The 18,276-nt window shown below is 33.3% G+C and carries 23 protein-coding genes; 13 read left to right on the top strand and 10 right to left on the bottom strand.

Annotated features, from left to right (window positions below):
- The 5 genes from MY1_RS02810 (at window position 1) to MY1_RS02790 (ending at window position 4,427) form a co-directional block, all read left to right on the top strand.
- A complete protein-coding gene (locus tag MY1_RS02810) occupies window positions 1-507 on the top strand; it encodes a winged helix-turn-helix domain-containing protein (protein WP_048109551.1) in 507 nt (168 codons plus the stop codon).
- 76 nt (window positions 508-583) lie between these two features.
- A complete protein-coding gene (locus MY1_RS02805; protein WP_048109549.1) occupies window positions 584-868 on the top strand; it encodes a hypothetical protein in 285 nt (94 codons plus the stop codon).
- A 158-nt stretch (window positions 869-1,026) separates the two neighbouring features.
- Window positions 1,027-2,013, top strand: a complete 987-nt coding sequence (locus tag MY1_RS02800) for a cupredoxin domain-containing protein (protein ID WP_007550077.1) — start codon at window positions 1,027-1,029, stop codon at window positions 2,011-2,013.
- Between the two features lies 1 nt (window position 2,014).
- Window positions 2,015-2,692, top strand: coding sequence for a hypothetical protein (locus MY1_RS02795; protein WP_007550076.1), 678 nt, complete (start codon window positions 2,015-2,017; stop codon window positions 2,690-2,692).
- Between the two features lie 4 nt (window positions 2,693-2,696).
- Window positions 2,697-4,427 carry a hypothetical protein gene (locus tag MY1_RS02790; RefSeq protein WP_007550075.1) on the top strand — a complete coding sequence of 577 codons (1,731 nt, stop codon included), beginning with the start codon at window positions 2,697-2,699 and terminating at the stop codon, window positions 4,425-4,427.
- A 390-nt stretch (window positions 4,428-4,817) separates the two neighbouring features.
- On the opposite strand, the gene MY1_RS02785 is transcribed toward MY1_RS02790, so the two are convergent.
- From MY1_RS02785 to MY1_RS02765, 6 genes are all read right to left on the bottom strand, one after another.
- The gene (locus MY1_RS02785; protein ID WP_052296736.1) at window positions 4,818-5,291 is read right to left on the bottom strand and encodes a hypothetical protein; all 474 of its coding nucleotides are present in this window, start codon (window positions 5,289-5,291) and stop codon (window positions 4,818-4,820) included.
- Between the two features lie 56 nt (window positions 5,292-5,347).
- Window positions 5,348-5,965, bottom strand: a complete 618-nt coding sequence (locus tag MY1_RS02780) for a cation efflux transmembrane domain-containing protein (protein WP_007550073.1) — start codon at window positions 5,963-5,965, stop codon at window positions 5,348-5,350.
- A 41-nt stretch (window positions 5,966-6,006) separates the two neighbouring features.
- Entirely contained in the window at window positions 6,007-6,189 is a 183-nt protein-coding gene (locus tag MY1_RS02775) for a hypothetical protein (RefSeq protein ID WP_007550072.1), read from the bottom strand.
- 312 nt (window positions 6,190-6,501) lie between these two features.
- Entirely contained in the window at window positions 6,502-6,837 is a 336-nt protein-coding gene (locus MY1_RS02770) for a DeoR family transcriptional regulator (RefSeq protein ID WP_007550070.1), read from the bottom strand.
- Window positions 6,834-6,992, bottom strand: a complete 159-nt coding sequence (locus MY1_RS09645) for a hypothetical protein (protein WP_007550069.1) — start codon at window positions 6,990-6,992, stop codon at window positions 6,834-6,836. Before MY1_RS09645 ends, MY1_RS02770 begins: the two co-directional genes overlap by 4 nt.
- Before the next feature lie 55 nt (window positions 6,993-7,047).
- A complete protein-coding gene (locus MY1_RS02765) occupies window positions 7,048-8,226 on the bottom strand; it encodes a site-specific integrase (protein WP_007550067.1) in 1,179 nt (392 codons plus the stop codon).
- A gap of 102 nt (window positions 8,227-8,328) precedes the next feature.
- Between MY1_RS02765 and map the strand changes: the two genes are divergently transcribed.
- Window positions 8,329-9,225 carry a type II methionyl aminopeptidase gene (map, locus tag MY1_RS02760; protein WP_007550066.1) on the top strand — a complete coding sequence of 299 codons (897 nt, stop codon included), beginning with the start codon at window positions 8,329-8,331 and terminating at the stop codon, window positions 9,223-9,225.
- Between the two features lie 104 nt (window positions 9,226-9,329).
- Window positions 9,330-10,070: a TIGR00266 family protein gene (locus MY1_RS02755; protein ID WP_081470633.1), complete on the top strand. Its 741-nt coding sequence runs from the start codon at window positions 9,330-9,332 to the stop codon at window positions 10,068-10,070.
- 17 nt (window positions 10,071-10,087) lie between these two features.
- On the opposite strand, the gene MY1_RS02750 is transcribed toward MY1_RS02755, so the two are convergent.
- Window positions 10,088-10,270, bottom strand: coding sequence for a hypothetical protein (locus MY1_RS02750; protein WP_007550064.1), 183 nt, complete (start codon window positions 10,268-10,270; stop codon window positions 10,088-10,090).
- Window positions 10,267-11,388, bottom strand: coding sequence for a DUF1512 domain-containing protein (locus MY1_RS02745; protein WP_192805773.1), 1,122 nt, complete (start codon window positions 11,386-11,388; stop codon window positions 10,267-10,269). Before MY1_RS02745 ends, MY1_RS02750 begins: the two co-directional genes overlap by 4 nt.
- 150 nt (window positions 11,389-11,538) lie before the next feature.
- Here MY1_RS02745 and MY1_RS02740 point away from each other — a divergent pair, with 150 nt between their 5' ends.
- On the top strand, window positions 11,539-12,099 hold the full coding sequence (locus tag MY1_RS02740; protein WP_007401319.1) for a TATA-box-binding protein: 561 nt from the start codon (window positions 11,539-11,541) through the stop codon (window positions 12,097-12,099).
- 25 nt (window positions 12,100-12,124) lie between these two features.
- Here MY1_RS02740 and MY1_RS02735 read toward each other — a convergent pair whose 3' ends face one another.
- Complete coding sequence (locus MY1_RS02735) at window positions 12,125-12,451, bottom strand: tRNA-binding protein (protein WP_007550062.1); 327 nt, start codon at window positions 12,449-12,451, stop codon at window positions 12,125-12,127.
- Between the two features lie 41 nt (window positions 12,452-12,492).
- Complete coding sequence (locus MY1_RS02730; protein ID WP_007550061.1) at window positions 12,493-12,708, bottom strand: hypothetical protein; 216 nt, start codon at window positions 12,706-12,708, stop codon at window positions 12,493-12,495.
- Between the two features lie 144 nt (window positions 12,709-12,852).
- On the opposite strand from MY1_RS02730, the gene MY1_RS02725 reads away from it, so the two are divergent.
- Genes MY1_RS02725 through cofH form a run of 5 tightly spaced genes read left to right on the top strand, consistent with a single transcriptional unit; the run spans window position 12,853 to window position 18,132 of the window.
- A complete protein-coding gene (locus MY1_RS02725) occupies window positions 12,853-13,269 on the top strand; it encodes a type II toxin-antitoxin system RatA family toxin (protein ID WP_048110319.1) in 417 nt (138 codons plus the stop codon).
- Between the two features lie 3 nt (window positions 13,270-13,272).
- Window positions 13,273-14,478, top strand: coding sequence for a glycosyltransferase family 2 protein (locus MY1_RS02720; protein WP_007550059.1), 1,206 nt, complete (start codon window positions 13,273-13,275; stop codon window positions 14,476-14,478).
- 37 nt (window positions 14,479-14,515) lie between these two features.
- Window positions 14,516-15,658 carry a S1C family serine protease gene (locus MY1_RS02715; protein ID WP_007550058.1) on the top strand — a complete coding sequence of 381 codons (1,143 nt, stop codon included), beginning with the start codon at window positions 14,516-14,518 and terminating at the stop codon, window positions 15,656-15,658.
- Window positions 15,659-15,700: 42 nt separating this feature from the next.
- Entirely contained in the window at window positions 15,701-16,870 is a 1,170-nt protein-coding gene (gene cofG, locus MY1_RS02710) for a 7,8-didemethyl-8-hydroxy-5-deazariboflavin synthase subunit CofG (protein ID WP_007550056.1), read from the top strand.
- Window positions 16,867-18,132 carry a 5-amino-6-(D-ribitylamino)uracil--L-tyrosine 4-hydroxyphenyl transferase CofH gene (gene cofH, locus MY1_RS02705; protein ID WP_007550055.1) on the top strand — a complete coding sequence of 422 codons (1,266 nt, stop codon included), beginning with the start codon at window positions 16,867-16,869 and terminating at the stop codon, window positions 18,130-18,132. The genes cofG and cofH overlap by 4 nt, the downstream gene beginning before the upstream one ends.
- Window positions 18,133-18,276 lie beyond the last annotated feature (144 nt).

Here is an 18,276-nt window from a genome sequence, read left to right as displayed (position 1 = left end):
ATGATGATAAAATCACTCAAAAGAAAAACTATTCTGCAAATAGTGGAATCAAATCCAGGCGTGGGGTTTATCGATATTCAAAAACATACAGGTTATGCTAACGGAGTTCTTAGTCATCATTTGAAAAGATTGGAAAATGAAGGACACATTAGGATAAAGCATGGAAAACGTAAGATTTGGATATTTTCTTCTATTGTGAATACTGATAATGATAATCTTCTAATTTTTTTTAGAAAAGAAACATGTCAAAAAATTCTGCTTTTTCTTTTAGATGTTAAAATTGCAACCTTTAGTCAAATACGTGATGCAGTTGAAAAAAGTCCTAGTACAACTTCAGTTACTATGAAAATGTTGCTTGGAGAAAAATTGATAAGAAAAATTTATGGATTTCCTTTAAAATATGAATTAGAAGATTACGAAAAAACTTTACAAGTAATTGAAACAATAAAACCATCTAATGTTGATGTACTAAAAGATAGATTTGCAGATACTTTCTCTTATTATTGATTTTTTAATTCCAATTAATGGTAGAACTATCAAACAACAGAGACATATAATTTAGTGATCTAGCAGATTGCAAACAATGTCTGATTTTATACAAAATAATAAAACTACAATTCAAGTGTTTATTCTGATAATATCTATAGGATCTGGTCTGCTTGTTTATCTTACATGGTATGTGTCCCCTGACGAGATTACTGAAAGAGTTAAAGTAATTGCAAATACTGAAAATGGATGTATCGTTGAAACCATGGATAACTTTGCAATAAACATTGGTTCATGTGATGCACAATCTGGAGAAACGATAGTTGCTACATACGATGCAAAAATTAAAGAACGCGCACTACTGATGAATCCTACAGGTTAGTTAGATATTCAACATGAAATGACGTTCCAAATGTTGTTTTTTATAAAATATAACATACTAGTAGAACTGCCAAACAAACTGTATCATTATTAAAGTCATCTTAGAGTTTTATCATATTGACATCTATTACACGTTTGAGATTTTTTGGATTTGTGATATTGAGTGTTTTTGTGTTTATTATTTTTGATGCAAATTCCATTTCTGATTCTTACGCTGAAGAGATCACAATTAACATTCCATTTGGAGCATATAGTCCCGAATTAAATACGCCTGCTGAGGTGTGGTATGATCCCCCAGTTGTATCTGCTACAGTTGGAGATACAATTACTTGGATAAATAACGATAAGGAAGGTCATACTGTTACAAGCGGACAAGGTTCTGGAAGATTTGGTTGGATGAACAATGATTTTGGAATTTCTGATGGTTTGTTTGACAGTGATAGATTCATGCCAGGTGAATCTTGGTCATACAAATTTGAAGAGTCAGGTACTTTTTCTTATTATTGTACAATTCATCCGTGGATGGATGGCGTTATAACAATTAAAGAATCTGTATTAGATTATCCTCATGATGCATTTGAAAATAAGATAGAGTCATTTCCAGTTATCAAATTCACCCCTGACAATATTATTGAGGTAGATCTTACGTGGGAACCAAATGTTATCAAAACACATGAAAAAGTACAATTCATCTATCAATTTTATAGTCGTGCAACAAATGCAAATCTTGCCAAAATGCAGTATGACTTTGTTTTAATTCAAAATGGCAAAGAGATCTATCGCGATACTGGACTTACACAGATTGGCGGGGACTATCGAAATTTTGTATTTGACAATACTGGCTCGGTTATAATACGATTTGAGGGAATAGAAGGTACCGCAGGCACGATTAGTGATAAAACCATTGATGTCACTACTTCAAAAGCTGCAAGAACTACTGAATTCTCCACTATTGTCCATGAGAACCAAGAAAAAATGAATCATGAGCAAATGCAAATCAAACCTGCACAGCGCTTGGAACTCTATTATGGATTGTATCCGATAATCATTTTAGTTCCAGGTGTGCTTTTTATTATCGCATTATTTTGGATGAAAAAATCAAAAAAGAATTCATCCCAGAACACATCTAGTTCCACACCGATTTAACATGGATAGTACACAAGAACTAAAAATTGTACGATGGAGTATCATCATTACAATCGTCATTAGTGTAATGAGTTTAGTAATTCATGATTTGATATATTTTCAGACACATGAGAGTACTCCTTTAGATACCGCATTTATAGAATCTGGATTTGGTAAAATTTCATTTTCTAATAAGGTTCAAAGCTATTCGATCTCAAATGATATTTATCAAGACTATGAATTGGGATTTCAAATTTTAAAACCAAATGATACTTGGAAAGTAATACCAATGTCTGATAACATGAATGATGAAAGTATGGAGATTCTAAAAACTAAAGGTTTCCTTGATGGGATCTATTTGGAGCAAAATAACGAAAAGCATTTCATGATTGCTGTTTTTGATGTTTCACAAAAATCATCTTTTGAACTGGCAAATTATGTCGATACACAAATTGAAACTATGAAAAATATCGCCGATGTGGATATTCAAATCAGGCAAGTATCTCAATCTAATGATTGGGCTATTTTTGGAGCACATGCTCACTCTGAAAATATAGATGAATATGGCGAACAGCTTTTGTATTTAGAAAATAATCGACTATACATGCTTCAATACACTGGTCTGTCTCCATCAGAGATGAAGACAGAAATAAAATCAGAATATCGCTCAATACTTGATTCTTTTAAAATACTGGGATGATTGTATGCCTAAATTAGTAATGAAACATGCCTATTTTGGGTTGATTATGATATTGGTTGTAATATCTAGTATACCATCTCAAAATGTTTCTGGACATGGATTAGGAGGCGAGACTCATCCTCCAGTAACACTTGATGGACGTGATGTGACTTTGTCAATTAACATTTCCCCATCTACATTTGATCTCAATGATTTGGAAAGATACATCACAATTAATCTAAATGAATCAAAAAGTCAAGGAGTAGTAGAACATGTTACCCTTATGTTTGAATTAAAAAAAGATGGTGAAAGAATTTTCAGAAGAATGTTTCATGATGACTTGGGCAATCTAACCATTAAAGTAATTAATGACGGTTCAGATGAAATAAAAATTAAGGGAGATTTATCACCTGCTCTTGAATCATGGATGAGGACTGCAACAGAGCCAGTAACAATGACAGGTTCGGTTTTTAATTCAGGTGGGTTATATGAATACAAAATAGAAATCTTAACTGCCGATTCGGATTTTAATTTTCTTGACAAGAGACTAGAATTGATAGGGGCAATCAGTCTTGCTGAACACAATACGTATACAGTAGTTGATTCTGAACAAGCATCTCATATAGTAAATATAATTTCATATTTTGATAAAATTGAAAACTTTGAGTTTAATTCAAACAAAATTTCATTTTCAATGCCTTTTGATTGGAATCAAGATCTTGAACAGATAAGTGTAGTACATCAGGAAGTTAGAATTCCAGAGGGGTTTTCGGAATTTCTCCATACAAAATATGATGTTAAAATAAATAATATTATGATAAAAGATGATGCTGTAACTATAGATGATTATTCATCAGACGGTAGAACAGTTCACGTTGTGATGAATCAAGAAGATCTAAAACAAATCAAAGAACAAGCAAAACAAAAATCAGATTCAGACATGTATTTTGAGTTGGGCTTAAGCAATGATGTTGTTTTACCTTTGGTAGCAACCACTCCTGACATTAGATATCAGGCGTATCTATCTTGGAAACCAGAAATAATCAGAGCTGGGGAGGATATAACCTTCTTTTTAGAAACAAAAGAACTGTTTACAGACAAATCTACCAAGAACATAGAATATGAGGTAGACATGTCATCAAACGGCACTTCTATCTATCACGAACGCATTTTTGGTTCTGTAAATTCTGAAACTTTAGATAAATTTCAATTCAAATTTCTTCCTGAACACATTGGAACCGTTAAATTAGATATATCAGACATTGGGGGAAATTCTCTTTCAGATGTTAATTTTTTGTTAGTTGTGAAGCCTCAAGAAATTACAAAATTTCCAATTACATTGGAAAGTAAATCAAATACTTTGGATGGAAAATATTTAGTTGATCTTACATGGTTTCCAAACACATTAGGTCTTGGAGAATCAGAATTTGTTATGACCTTTTATGAAAAAGACTCCAAACTGCCAGTAAGAGGCGCAACGTATGATTTTGTGTTACTCAAAGATGGTTCTGAAATATATCGCAAATCTGGAATCGCAAATGCAGGTGGCACATTTGAAAACTTTGTATTTGTGGAAAAAGAAACAGGAGATCTTACCATAAGAATTGAAAATATTGCTGGAACTGATGAATATGTTGAAATTCCAATTAATGTTACACCAGAATTTCCACTAGGAATTTCAATTATGTTTATGATAATAATTTCAATACTAACGATATCAATAAAATATATTAAAAATTTTCAATATAATGTATAAACAAACAACATTTACAAAATAGATATTTTAGAAAACTAGTAGAACTACCAAACAATCTATTGATTATTAAAGTTTAGAATTTTTTGTTATGTGTGGTGGAATAATCTAAAAATGAATATGTGCAAAGGAATCTGTGAGCGATTCAAAGCCAAAGATTTCAAGGGAAAAATTAGATATGAAATAGGTCAGAAACACTGCTCAAAATGTTCTATTTTCATACTTTATCCGAAAATAAGATGTCCTTGCTGTAATTGTGTTTTACGCATAACGCCTAGATCAAACAGATGTCGAAAAGACTTTCAAGAAAGAAAAAACAACTAACATAACAAAAAGATACATGGAAATAACAAATAAGATTACTTTAATTCAGAACTCTATTAAAAAATAAGATCAGGGCATCATATTATTGCCCATCATATTTCCCATCATCATTGAGTTATTCATTCCCATCATGTTCATCATTTGTTGATTACTCATCATGTGGTTCATCATTCCTTGATTCTGTATCATCATGCCCATCATCTGATCTCTCATTGCAGGATCATTCATCATGTTATTCATCATTGGTTGCATCATTGATTTCATATGTTGATTATTTCCCATCATCATGTTGTGCATCTGGGTCATAGATTGTGGGTCATTCATCATAGTACCCATCCATTGATTCATGGCATTTGGATTATTCATCATAGTTTGATGCCATTGGTTCATCATGGCAGGATCATTCATCATTTGTTGCATTTGCTGTGGCGTCATGTGCATATAGTTGAAAGTCGAGGTATTTTGAGAAATACCATAACCAATTCCAATTCCTACTACTAACACACCAACAATAATCCCAATGATTACGTACTGGCTTGTCATAAAAAACCTGATACAATCTCAAATATATGAAATCTGACGATATTCATTGTTGATTCTCACTTCACAGATTCTTTCATGTCATTTCTCGCGTCTTTAATTATTGAGAAAGATGAATGAAGAAAGAGACTTGCTATTATGCCAGCTACTATGAGATCGGGGTATGATGTTCCTGTCAAAAATACAAAACCTGCACCAATTATCACCAAAATATTACCTAACGCATCGTTACGACTAAAGAGCCATACTGCACGTACGTTAGCATCACCTTTCCTATGTGGAAGTAATATGATAACTGCAATTACATTTATCAAAAGTGCACCAAAGCCAAAGATCCCCATCAATCCAGCTTCAGGAACATGCAGAATTTGTGTGCGATATATTGTATAACCAAGTACTGCTATTCCCATTACACCAAGAAAAATTCCTTGTAGAAGAGCTGAGCGAGCACGCAATTTCAACCCCCAACCTATTGCAAGCAATCCTAAGAATGTGATTGAACCATCACCTAGAAAATCAAGTGCATCAGCTTTGAGTGCTTGAGAATCTGCTAAAAATCCACCAACCATATCTGCAATGCCATATCCTACATTGAGTAAAACAACTAACCATAATGCCCTACGATATGCAGGTGTTATATGGGAAAGATCTTTTGGTAAATCATCATCGTCTGGCATTAATTTTCTCTCTCAAGATTTATAATATTTCAAAACTATTTTTATCTCCATCTATGATAACAATCATTACATTCCCATTTAGGATCATGATTAGTTACAATACATCCGCCCAAAACAATCTCTTTTCTATCTAATCTCTCTTCAATTTCTCTCATATCTGCTGGCAATCCCCAAAGAATCTTTGCATGATTGATACTTTTACAATTAGGACACTGTCTTTTCATTTCTAGAAATGGATACCTTCTATGGCGTCACCTCTGTTAGACTTACAAACAGGACAATTCTTTTCAGTCCTGTTACTTGTCTTTGCATAAATACAACCACAATCAACGCAGGATTTGATATCTGAACGAAAAACTACCATAAGATGATTATGTCATGCCAAGTATTATGCATTTTTTAGTTCAATTTACCTAGTTAAAGTAATAGCTGGATGTTTTTTCATATCTTTTTAGTTTTTATCCACTTGTACTCGGAAAAAAAATTTCAAAAGCGGACATTATGTAGACACAAAATAATGGGAATTTTGTCCGCTTTTATTTTTCATAGATTTGTTTATGAAGATAATTCATATCACGTCTAATTGTTCTTACACTAACACCAACCAGATGCGCTATTTGGTATTGTTTTACGTTACAATGGAAAATTAATCCATACACTGCCCCAAGTCGAATATCCCTCATCGCTTTGCCTTCACTAAGTGACTTACATGTGTTTTTGTATCTGATTTCTAGGTTTTCTTCTGGCGTCTTCCAAATCACTTGCAAGTAATTGAGGAAATATTCTCTAAATCGTGGTACATCGTCTAATGTTGCATATTGTGTATGATTTGTTTTTAGATATTTTACTAGTATTTGATTTAATGAACTCATGCCTGTTCCGCCCGCCACTTCTCACAAACACAAGCATGTTCAACAAGTGATTTGAGCCAATCTGCTTTGAGTTCATTTGGTTTTAGATAATTTACAAGTTTTAGAAAGGTATCTCTATCAATTTCTGCAAAGAGTTTATGCTTATTCTCTTCCATCACTTGTAATTAGTCATAAGTAATTAAAAAGCATATTTTTGGTTCTTTTTGAGATTTAAGATATTGAGGGTATTGAGGACGATTCTTTATTCTCAAGCATATTTTGTAGCTGTTTTATTTCTAAATCCTTTCTAACACTATCAGCCTTGATATCTGCTAATTGAGACATTATGTTTGTGAGTGCCATCATATCTAATCGTGATTTTTGTTGTTCTTCTTCTAGTTTCTTTACCCGCTCATCTTGATCAACTACTACTATCGATTCGTAAATCATCAATTTTGGCGCACATCGTTTAATCATTTCAGGTATTTTTTCATTTCTTCGGATATATTGCCCAAGATATTTTGTATGTCCAGCATACCCATGTGCAAATTCCTCACCATGTACATCGGCAATTTGAGTAATAGCGAAAGCCCGAAGTGAGTGGATATTCTTTTTATGACGTCCATTATGAGAATATTTTTCAAGAAATGTGCCACCGATTTTTTTACGGTAAAAAGTCATCATCAATGTTTCATTGCTTACGGCTTTTAGATGGTCTTTGTTTGTTGCAAAGATTTTTTTGCCATCTTGTGTGTTATTGATTTTATTAATTAACATCGGTACAGTTTCAGGTGTGATGTGAACTGTTCTTGCAGTACTTGTTTTTGTTGTCTCGGCTCTAATATTAATCGAAATCGGATTGGTTGTAAGATCAATGTCTTCTTTGTATAGATGAAGTGCCTCCCCAACGCGCATCGCGGTATCTTTTAGAACCATGTAAAGTAATTTTTTTTCAGGACTGGCTGTATCGCATAATAGTCTAATCTCTTCATGAGTGAAAGGTTCGGGGTCATGGTTTATTCTTTTTTGTTGTCTAACTCTTTTTTTAAAACGTCTGTCATTGATTTCTATTCCTCCAAATTCTTCAAAATATGCCTTGATAACTACCAGATAACCGCGGGTCGTCATAGGTTGTCTTTTTCTCATTGGTCTTGAGGATTTACCCATTATTACTTGGATTTCAGGATGATCCTCGCCTAACCACATACAAAATTGATTCATTACAGTATAGGCTTTATCAGCAATTCCAGAATCCTTGATGTCTTTGATTAGAGTGTCGCCGTCCTTTTCATATTGAAATTTACAGAAAATATCAAACTGGTTTAGGGCTACTTGGGCAACTTGTCTACTACGAATCTTCCTTTCGGCTAGAAATTCGGCTCTTGTGGTGTTATCTGCAATATATGACATGTAAATTGTCTGTAAATGATAGTAATAAGAAACGGTTTAGTTTAAAATTGTTAGTGACTAACAGATAATCATTTTAAAGGCAGTCAAAAGAACAGAAAAACATTGCAATCTGAAGATTATATCAAAGCTGGAAAAATAGCTGCAGAAGTAAGAGAAATGGCAAGAGAGAAAAACTGGGTTGGAAAAACAGTTTATGAAATTTGTGAAGAAATAGAAAGTCAAATTAAAAAACGAGGAGCAAAATGTGCATTTCCTGTAAATACAAGTATTAATGAAATTGCTGCTCATTACACGGCAGAACCAAATGATCCGACAACTATTTCAGAATCAGATTTGTTAAAAATTGATCTTGGTGCTCAAATTAATGGATACATTGCAGATACTGCAGTTACAGTATGTCAAGATCCACAATACACAGGATTAATTCAAGCAGCGGAAGAAGCACTAAGCAATGCAATGTCTATGATAAAAGTTGGAGTCAAGGCAAGTGATATCGGTAGAACTATAGAAAAAACAATTAAACAAACTGGATTCAAACCAATTGCAAATCTTAGCGGGCATTCTTTAGGACAATATACAATTCATGCAGGGAGATCTATTCCAAACATCTGGTCAGTTGGCGGATTTACACTTGCAGGGGATACAGCTTATGCGTGTGAGCCATTTGTCACTACGGAAGATGGGGGTGGTTTTGTAAGGAATGGAAAAACAAAAAATATTTTTGCATTAAACTCTAGAAAAAAAACAAAAAATGACGAAGCCGATAAATTGCTTGATTACATATGGGAGAAATTTAACATGTTACCTTTTGCGCTAAGATGGATTACAAAAGAATGGGAAGAAAAGAAAGCCCGAGATCTATTAGAACTACTTGTTAACAAAAAGGCAGTCCAAGCATATCCAGTTTTAATTGAGATAAATGAGAAAAAAGTAGCCCAAGCAGAGCACACCTTTATTCCAAATGATAACGGAGTTACAATAACTACTATTTCTCAATAGAACAAAAAATTTTCCATATTCCAAGACATGTTTAGGAAGGAAATTCAATCCATAATTGCAAATAACATATAGGTTATAATGTATAAAAATAATCAACTTCCGATATGAAATTTCAGATTACAAAAGATCCTATGAGCATGTTGGAAATCGACATGAACAAAGGAGAGTCGATTAGGGCAGATGGAGGGTCATTTGTTTTTAAAATAGGAAATTTCGACATAAAGACTCACACAAGAGAAGGATTTCTAAAAAATCTAAAAGTATCAATTTTAGGACAAGAATCATTTTTCATTAACGATTTTAATGCCATGGGAGACAGTTGCAAATTGGGTCTATCAGGACCCCCAGTGGGCGATATCATTGAAATTCCCATCACAGCAGAACAAGGATTCATCATACAATCCGGTACGTATGTTGCATCAACAAGTTCTGTTGATCTAGATACCAAATGGCAGGGGTTTTCAAAAGGAATTTTTGGAACCGAATTATTCATGTTAAAAGCTACTGGAAAAGGTTCTGTTTTTGTTAACGCATATGGCGGAATTATTAAAAAAGAATTAGAATCAGGTGAAACAATGACTCTGGATAATTATCATTTAGTCGCACTTAGCAACAATTCTCATTATGTAGTAACTAAATTTGGAGGAATCAAAAGTACTCTGTTTAGTGGAGAAGGATTAGTTACGGAAATTACAGGTCCTGCCATAGTTTACTTTCAAACTAAAAATCTAAAAGAACTAATGGATCTTATTTCGGGAGAACATACGAAGGATAATTCTTCAAACACACATACTATGGCTCAAGCTGCAATGTTAGGGTTGAGATTTGCGTCAGGATTTAAATGAAGAAATAAGATTTCAAATTATTTTTCCATAGTTTCGCCAAAGATTTTTTCAATTACAGTAATTCCATCACATGAATCACATTTTGAAGATTCAGTAAAGAGAAAATCACCTTCACGATATTTTCTTTTTTTTTCCAAGTTACATTTTTGGCATTTTTCTACAGTATATTCAACAATGGTTTTTTCTTTTGAGAATATCATTGTGGGATCCCCATAGTATTTCCAACTCCAATTAACAAAACAGTTTGGCCAGGTCTTGTGTTATCGTGAATCATCTCAGATATCTGGGAGCGAACATCGTCAGCTTTGTCAGCAATATCTTTAGTCATTAAAGTGATTGCTTCTTTGACTGATTGTTTTATGACAATTGCAAAGATTGGTATGTTATTTTTTGTTGCAATGTCTTCAATTTGAAATCTTTCAGTTCCAATACCACCAATTGCGGCACCAAATCCTTGTGCAATTGTTGCAGAATCTTCGCCCTCCATTTTTAATGCAGCATCAACCATGATGATAATATCGGGTTTATTTTTAGAGAGTATTATCTCCATTGCATCTCCAGGTCTTCCCACTGTTGAACCAGGACCTTCAGCTTTTAGTAGTAATAATTTTCGTTGATCATGTTGAGTTTCACCTAAAACAGTTTGAAAAGCAACAGATTCTTTTTTAGACTCTAACATCATTTTACCTACAACCATAGGGCCTATGCCATCACCTATTGGCTGACCCATTTTAAAAGCAGGGATAGCTTTGTGCATTGCTTCTGCTTCTTCTAGTATGAAAGGCAAAATCATCTGAAGTGGTAAAATTAACGGATAATTGTTTTGTTTTTTGGCAGTTAAGAACATGTGATTAATTACTTTGTGAATCATTTGTAGAGTAGTAGCAATTTCAAGCAATGTTTGAATTTTAGTTAATTCCAATTCACTTGTTTGTGGAGATAAGGATTTTACATGCTCACGAGTATAATCCTCTCTTGCTCTAATAATATGTCGTACTTTACCAACTATTCCATTAGGATCCATATCAACTGGCATTATTGTAAAATAATCCAAAAAACGGTCAATCTTTTTGGTAGGATCTTCTGCAGGATTCATATTTTTTTTAATATAACTAATTAATTCAGTTCGTGATTTTGTTTTGTAATCTTCAAGTTTTTTTATTCCTTTTTTTATTTCGCCAGAAGTTACCGCCAATTGAATTCTTTGACCATATAATACAAAGATGAAAATAGGAATAATCCAGATCAACATCATTATTGGATTAGTATCCCCACCTGATCCAAAGAGTTGATCGAAATCAATGTCTGTAAAATCCAATAGACACAGAAATTTGAGATTCTAAATTAAATGATTCGTATGCTCAAGAAGGGAAATCTCAATAATTCATAGAAATTATAAAAATAGTCTACTTGAAGGTAAAAAAATGGCGAGTGCTTTTATTATAGTTAGGATAGAATCAACCTGAATATGCCACAAACAAAGCCAATTGTAAGCGTGGAAAATGTTGTAGCATCGGCTTCAGTTGATCAGAAAATGGACTTGAATGAAATAACACGCACATTCCCAGATGTAGAATATCATCCAGATCAATTTCCTGGGCTAGTCTTTAGACTAAAGAGTCCAAAAACTGCAACTTTGATTTTCACATCAGGAAAGATGGTATGTACAGGTTCAAAATCAGAAGAAATGGCAAGAAAGGCAGTAAAAACTGTAGTTCAAAAACTTCGAAAAGGAGGGATAAAAGTAAAAAAAGATGCTACTGTAGAAATTCAAAATATTGTAGCATCGATTAACTTAGGGGGCAAAATTCATCTAGAACAAGCTGCAAGAACATTGCCAAGAAGTATGTATGAACCAGAACAGTTTCCAGGATTAATTCATAGAATGTTAGACCCAAAAACGGTAATTTTGCTATTTTCTTCTGGAAAACTTGTCTGTACAGGCGCTAAAAAAGAACCGGATGTCTATAGATCAGTTAACAACTTACATGCATTACTAGAAGAAAAAAATCTAATGATCTACGATTAAACGTAGATTGAATTTATTTTCTTAATTATTTTATAGGACTTCCTAAAGGGACGTCCTCATTAACGGTTAGCCAAAATGGTTTATCATCAACATCAGCAGCCAAAAGCATTGCATTTGATTCAACTCCAGCCATAGTTTTAGGTTCCAAGTTTGCAATAACAATTACTACTTTGCCAATAATATCCTCAGGTTTGTAATATTGTGCTCCACCAATTATCACATTTCTTGTTTCATTTCCAAGATCAATAATTCCTTTGATAATTCTAGTTTTGCCTGTAATTGGTTCGGTTGAAATAATTTTTGCGACACGAATGTCTAATTTTGCAAAATCATCATAAGACACATGAGACATAAGAATTCCTAAATTATCTCATTAAAATCAATTTCGAAATTTCACAACAGAGTTTTTTTATCAATGCCACTTGTTTCAATTTCATATTTCAGTGCAGCTGGCAATTCAACATATTTTTTATTCACTAAAGCAATTATTTGATCATCAGGCACATTTACCATTTTTAGTAACTTACCACGTTGATGAGCATAGGCGTTTTTCCAAAACCCCGCTCCGTCAAAGGTTCCAATTTTTGGCATATATCGTGATGGTTTCATGTTTAGTGTAATTGACTGTGACGGAAGTTTGGCAATTGCCGTTAGAACTGGAGTTACTGTTCTGGATTTTAGGCATGTTGCCCATCACAGTCAGTTTCTTATGTTATTGGAATCTAATATATTTAATGCGAAATGATGAAAGGCATGGCAGAAATTCAGGTTTCAGTAGAAATTGATGCCCAAATTGATAATGTTTGGAACATAGTCTCAGACATAGATAACGAACCAAAATTTTGGAAGGGAACAAAAGAGATTAGAAACATATCAAAAAACGACAATATGGTAAACAGAGAGATTACAATAGCGTTTAGAGATCAAAAATGCATGCAGGAAGTAAAACTATACCCAAAAGAAAAGATCGAAGCATTATTCACAAAAGGAGTCATAGTAGGAAGTAAGATAATCACATTAACTGCAAAAGATAAAAAAACAATCCTAGATGTAAAATGGGATATCAAACTTTCTGGAATGATGGGGATGTTCACCGGAATGATAAAAAAACACATTCAAAGTGGAACTGAACAAGCATTACAGAAGATCAAAGAAGAGATAGAGAGATAATTCATGGAATTAGTTTTAGATGTTTTAAATTATTCATTAATCGCAATTTTAATTGGAATTTCAGCAGCATGGATAATTCTAATAAAATCGATGGTTGACTCTGCCAGATTTACACCAAAGCTTGAAGACTTTGAAAAAAAAGAGCACGACAACCCTAAAGTTTCAATAATTCTTCCTGCAAGAAATGAAGAAGAATTCATTGGAAGATGTCTTGACTCACTAATTGAGCAAAACTATTCAAATTATGAAATAATTGTAATAGATGATTCATCAAATGATTCAACTAGTAAAATTATTTCTGAATATGCAAAGAAAAACTCAAAAATAATTCCAGTAAGTGCACAAACAAAACCAGATGGATGGATGGGGAAAAATTGGGCCTGCATGGAAGGATACAAAAAAGCAACTGGTGAGATTTTATTATTTTCTGATGCAGATACAAAGCATTCACAAAATATAATCTCACTTGCAGTATCTCATTTACTTTCTTTTGATTTAGATGCATTATCAGCAATTCCAAAAATGCGCGCAATTGATTTTTGGACAAAAATCACACTGCCGATGATTTCGGTCTTTCTCCACACTAGATTTTCAGCGCTAAGAGTTAATGACCCTTCAAAGAAAACAGCGTATTTTTTTGGCAGTTTTTTCATAATTAAAAGAAAAACATACGAATCAGTTGGAATGCATGAGAGTGTTAAACATGAAATTATTGAAGATGGTGCCCTTGGAAAAAAAGTAAAAGAATCAGGATATAAAATGAAAATCGTTAGAGGAGACCACCTAATTGATGCAGTTTGGGCCAGAGACCGAAGTACACTTTGGAATGCATTGAAAAGATTAATGGTTCCACTATATTTACAAAGTAAAAAAATTGCAATTGGATGTTTTTTTGCAGTATTGTTTTTATTATTTATGCCATTTCCAATTTTAGCATATTCAATCTTTGGAGCATTTCAAACGACATCATTTTCATTATTATTTGTGGCATCAATTATTTCCACAGTAATGATTTACGTTGGAGCAATAATCGAAGTCAAAAAATTATTGCAGTTAAAATTAATTGATGCTTTGTTTGCCCCAATAGGAAGTCTAGTAGTCGTATTAGGTTTTTTGAGTGGATTACTTCAAGCTAAGAATAGTGCTGTATCATGGAGAGGGCGAAAATATTACATGAAAGATCATGTTCAAAACTCAATTAGTGTATAGCAATGCTTTTAGATAGAAAATAGGGTACCGATTTTGCATGGATAAATCTGGAGTAATTGTTGGAGCCATAAGTGGAGCAGCAATTGTTGCAATAATTTTTGCAGTAATTTTAGCAGTACCTCCAACTGCAGTAAAAGCAGATGTCATTTCAGATAACAAATCGATTCCAAGTGCAACAGGAGCAATATTGACGGATTACTCAAAAAAACTTTCATTAATTGAAATATTTGAAAAATCAGAACCAGGAGTAGTTAGAATTAACGTTCAAAGAGCGGAGCAGTCAAACGGAACTAGTGGAGTAGGTTCTGGTTTTGTTTTTGACAAACAAGGTCATATAATTACAAATGCTCATGTTGTTAAGAATGTAAAAAAAGTAGTAGTTACATTTTTGGATGGCAGATCATATAATGCAGAGATTGTGGGCTCTGATCAATATACAGACATAGGAGTAATCAAGGTCAATGCAGATTTATCATTATTGCAGCCATTGCCACTAGGAGATTCAGCAAATCTCAAAGTTGGAGAACCAATAGCAGCAATAGGAAATCCGTTTGGGTTATCAGGTTCTATGACTTCAGGGATTATTAGTCAATTGGGCAGACTCTTACCTTCAGGTGCAGGATACTCCATTCCAGATGTGATTCAGACAGATGCTGCCATTAATCCAGGAAATTCAGGAGGACCACTATTGAATATGAGAGGAGAGATTGTTGGGATAAACACTGCAATACAATCAACTACGGGCGAATTTACAGGAGTAGGATTTGCAGTGCCATCACAAACTTTAGCTAAAATTGTTCCAAAGATAATCGTAGATGGAAAATACATACACCCATGGATTGGAATAGCAGGTAGAGATATTGATCCAGATCTTGCTAAAGTTTTGAATCTAAATGATGCGGTAGGTTTTCTAGTAATTACAGTTGTGGATGATAGTCCAGCTGCAAAAGCTGGAATACACGGTTCAAATGAAACTGTAGAAGTCGATGGAATAAAGTATTTAATCGGAGGAGACATTATTTTATCAGTTGATGGAAATCAAGTAAGAAAAATAGATGATATTTTAATTCATTTGCAGAGAGCAAAATCTGTAGGAGATGAAATGGTTTTAGAGGTTCTAAGAGACGGTAGAACAACTAATATCATAATTACTCTAGATGAACGACCAAATGGAAATTAACGCAATACAAGCATAAATACCTCTAGACAAAAACACCAACTATTGAATGAGCTTGTATTAAACTCTGAGAGTTTAAACAGTGTTTTAGAAGATAAAATAATTTCCAGAGAAGACATAGTGGAGATATATCAAAATTCAAAAATAAATTCTAAAGAATTATTCTCAACGGCACAAAAACTAAGACAGAGATTTAAAAATGATTCAGTAACATTTTCAAAAAAAGCATTTTTTAATATTGTAAATTTATGCAAAGACACATGCTCATACTGTACTTACAAGGCAGAACCTAATGAAAATAAAATATCATTAATGTCAAAACAAGAAATAAAACAGTTATTGGGTCTTGCAAAAAAATATCGATGTGTAGAAGCATTATTTGTGACAGGTGAAAGACCAGAACAAAAATATCAAGAAGCCAAAGAGTGGCTAAAAGAAAATGGATTCAGATCAACTGCAGAATATTTGATTCATGCATCAGAATTAGCAATAGAAGAGGGATTGTTCCCACATACCAATGCTGGGAATTTGAACCATGATGAGCTAAAGGAATTACAGAAAACCAATGTGTCAATGGGCATAATGCTTGAAAACGTTAGTGAAAGATTGACAAAAAAAGATATGCCTCATTATCTAGCTGCCAGTAAAAGACCACAAGCAAGACTTGAAGTATTAAAAAATACGGGTAGATTAAAGATTCCAATGACCACAGGGATTCTTGTAGGCATTGGAGAAACACCAATTGAGGTAATAGATTCTATTATTGCAATAAAAAAACTACAAGAAAAATATGGAAATATTCAAGAGGTAATTATTCAAAACTTTCAGCCAAAGCAAGACACTAAGATGAAAAATTTTCCTCCAACAAATGAAAACTATTTCAAAATAATTGTCGCACTAACAAGAATAATCATGCCAAAAACGAACATACAGATTCCACCAAATTTATCTCCAAATTCATATCAGAGTTTTCTATCTTTAGGAATTAATGATTGGGGGGGAATTTCACCACTTACACCAGATTATGTAAATCCAGAATTTTCATGGCCAGAGATTAAAAAAGTAGAACAAGATTCAAAGAATGCAGGGTTTGATTTAAAATGTAGATTTCCAATTTATCCAGAATTTTTTTCATTTATTGGCAAAGAGTTAAGAGGTAAGATGAAAGATATTGAAGATGAGGAAGGATTGGTAAGGAAGGACTATTGGAAATGAATGCGAATATAGATTCCCTACTTAAAAAATCAGATTCATCTATTTCTGAAATTTTAAACAAAGCATTATCTGACAAAGAGGTATCAGCAGAAGAAGGATTAAGGCTGTACAATACATCAGGTATTGATTTTCATTTAGTAGGATTGGTAGCAGATGAAATTAGAAGTAGAAGAGCAGGAGATACAGTCACCTATGTTGTAAATAGAAACATCAATTTCACTAACGTATGCATTAAGCAATGCGGTTTTTGTGCATTTAGTAGAGACTTTAGAGAAGAAGAAGGATATTTTCTCCCAACTGAGGAGATTGTAAGACGCGCAAAAGAAGCACATCAATTAGGGGCTACCGAGGTATGTATTCAAGCAGGCCTTCCACCAGACATGGAGGGAGAACTATATGAAAATATTTGTAAAGAAATTAAAAAAGAAATTCCAGATATTCACATACATGGATTTTCACCTGAAGAAGTACTTTATGGAGCATCAAGATCAAAGACTACAATTAGAGAATATCTAAAAAGACTCAAGGAAGCAGGAGTAAATACACTTCCAGGAACTGCAGCTGAAATTTTAGATCAGAAACTAAGAGATAAAATTTCTCCAGGAAGGATAAGTGTGAAAGATTGGATAGATGTAATTAAAACTGCACATAATCTTGGAATTAACACTACATCAACTATGATGTTTGGTCATATTGAAACTCCAGAAGACAGAGTAAACCATATTGTAAAAATCAGAGAAATTCAAAAAGAGACAAAAGGATTCACAGAATTTGTTCCACTTAATTTTATTCACAGTGAAGCTCCGATGTACAAACATCAACTTCATGAAGAGATAAGAGAAGGAGGTAGTGGAAAAGATGTGTTACTTACTCATGCCATTGCAAGAATTTTATTGAATAATCAGATTGACAATATTCAAATGTCTTGGGTAAAGGAAGGACAAAAAATGTCACAGTTATTGTTAATGTGGGGGGCAAATGATTTTGGGGGAACATTAATCAATGAAAGTATTTCAACTTCAGCTGGTTCTAATCACGGACAATTGATAAAACCAAAAGAGATCAGACGACTTGTCAAAGAGATTGGAAGAGTACCTGCTGAAAGAAGTACCAATTATAAAATATTGAAGAGATTTGATGGTAATGATGAATCAGATGATGAGCTTGATAAAATTTCAGACTCGACTAAATTTGGATCATATGCAGAACTGATCAAAATTAACAAATTCAGATACAAGAATCCAAGAAGCAATAAACCATAGTTGTTTCAATAAAATTACAGTTATATTGAAATTATTTGATCTTTGACATTTTAGGAGCATCGTTAGATCAATAGGCATGAAAATGGTGTAAAAAACCATCTAGATAGAGCAACAAAGCTTGAGATGAACATTAATAAGGTAATG

The sequence above is a fragment of the Nitrosarchaeum koreense MY1 genome, assembly GCF_000220175.1.
GTDB classification, from domain to species: Archaea; Thermoproteota; Nitrososphaeria; order Nitrososphaerales; family Nitrosopumilaceae; genus Nitrosarchaeum; species Nitrosarchaeum koreense.
The sequence above is the reverse complement of the archived record's forward strand: the minus strand, read 5'-3'. Positions and strand labels throughout refer to the sequence as shown.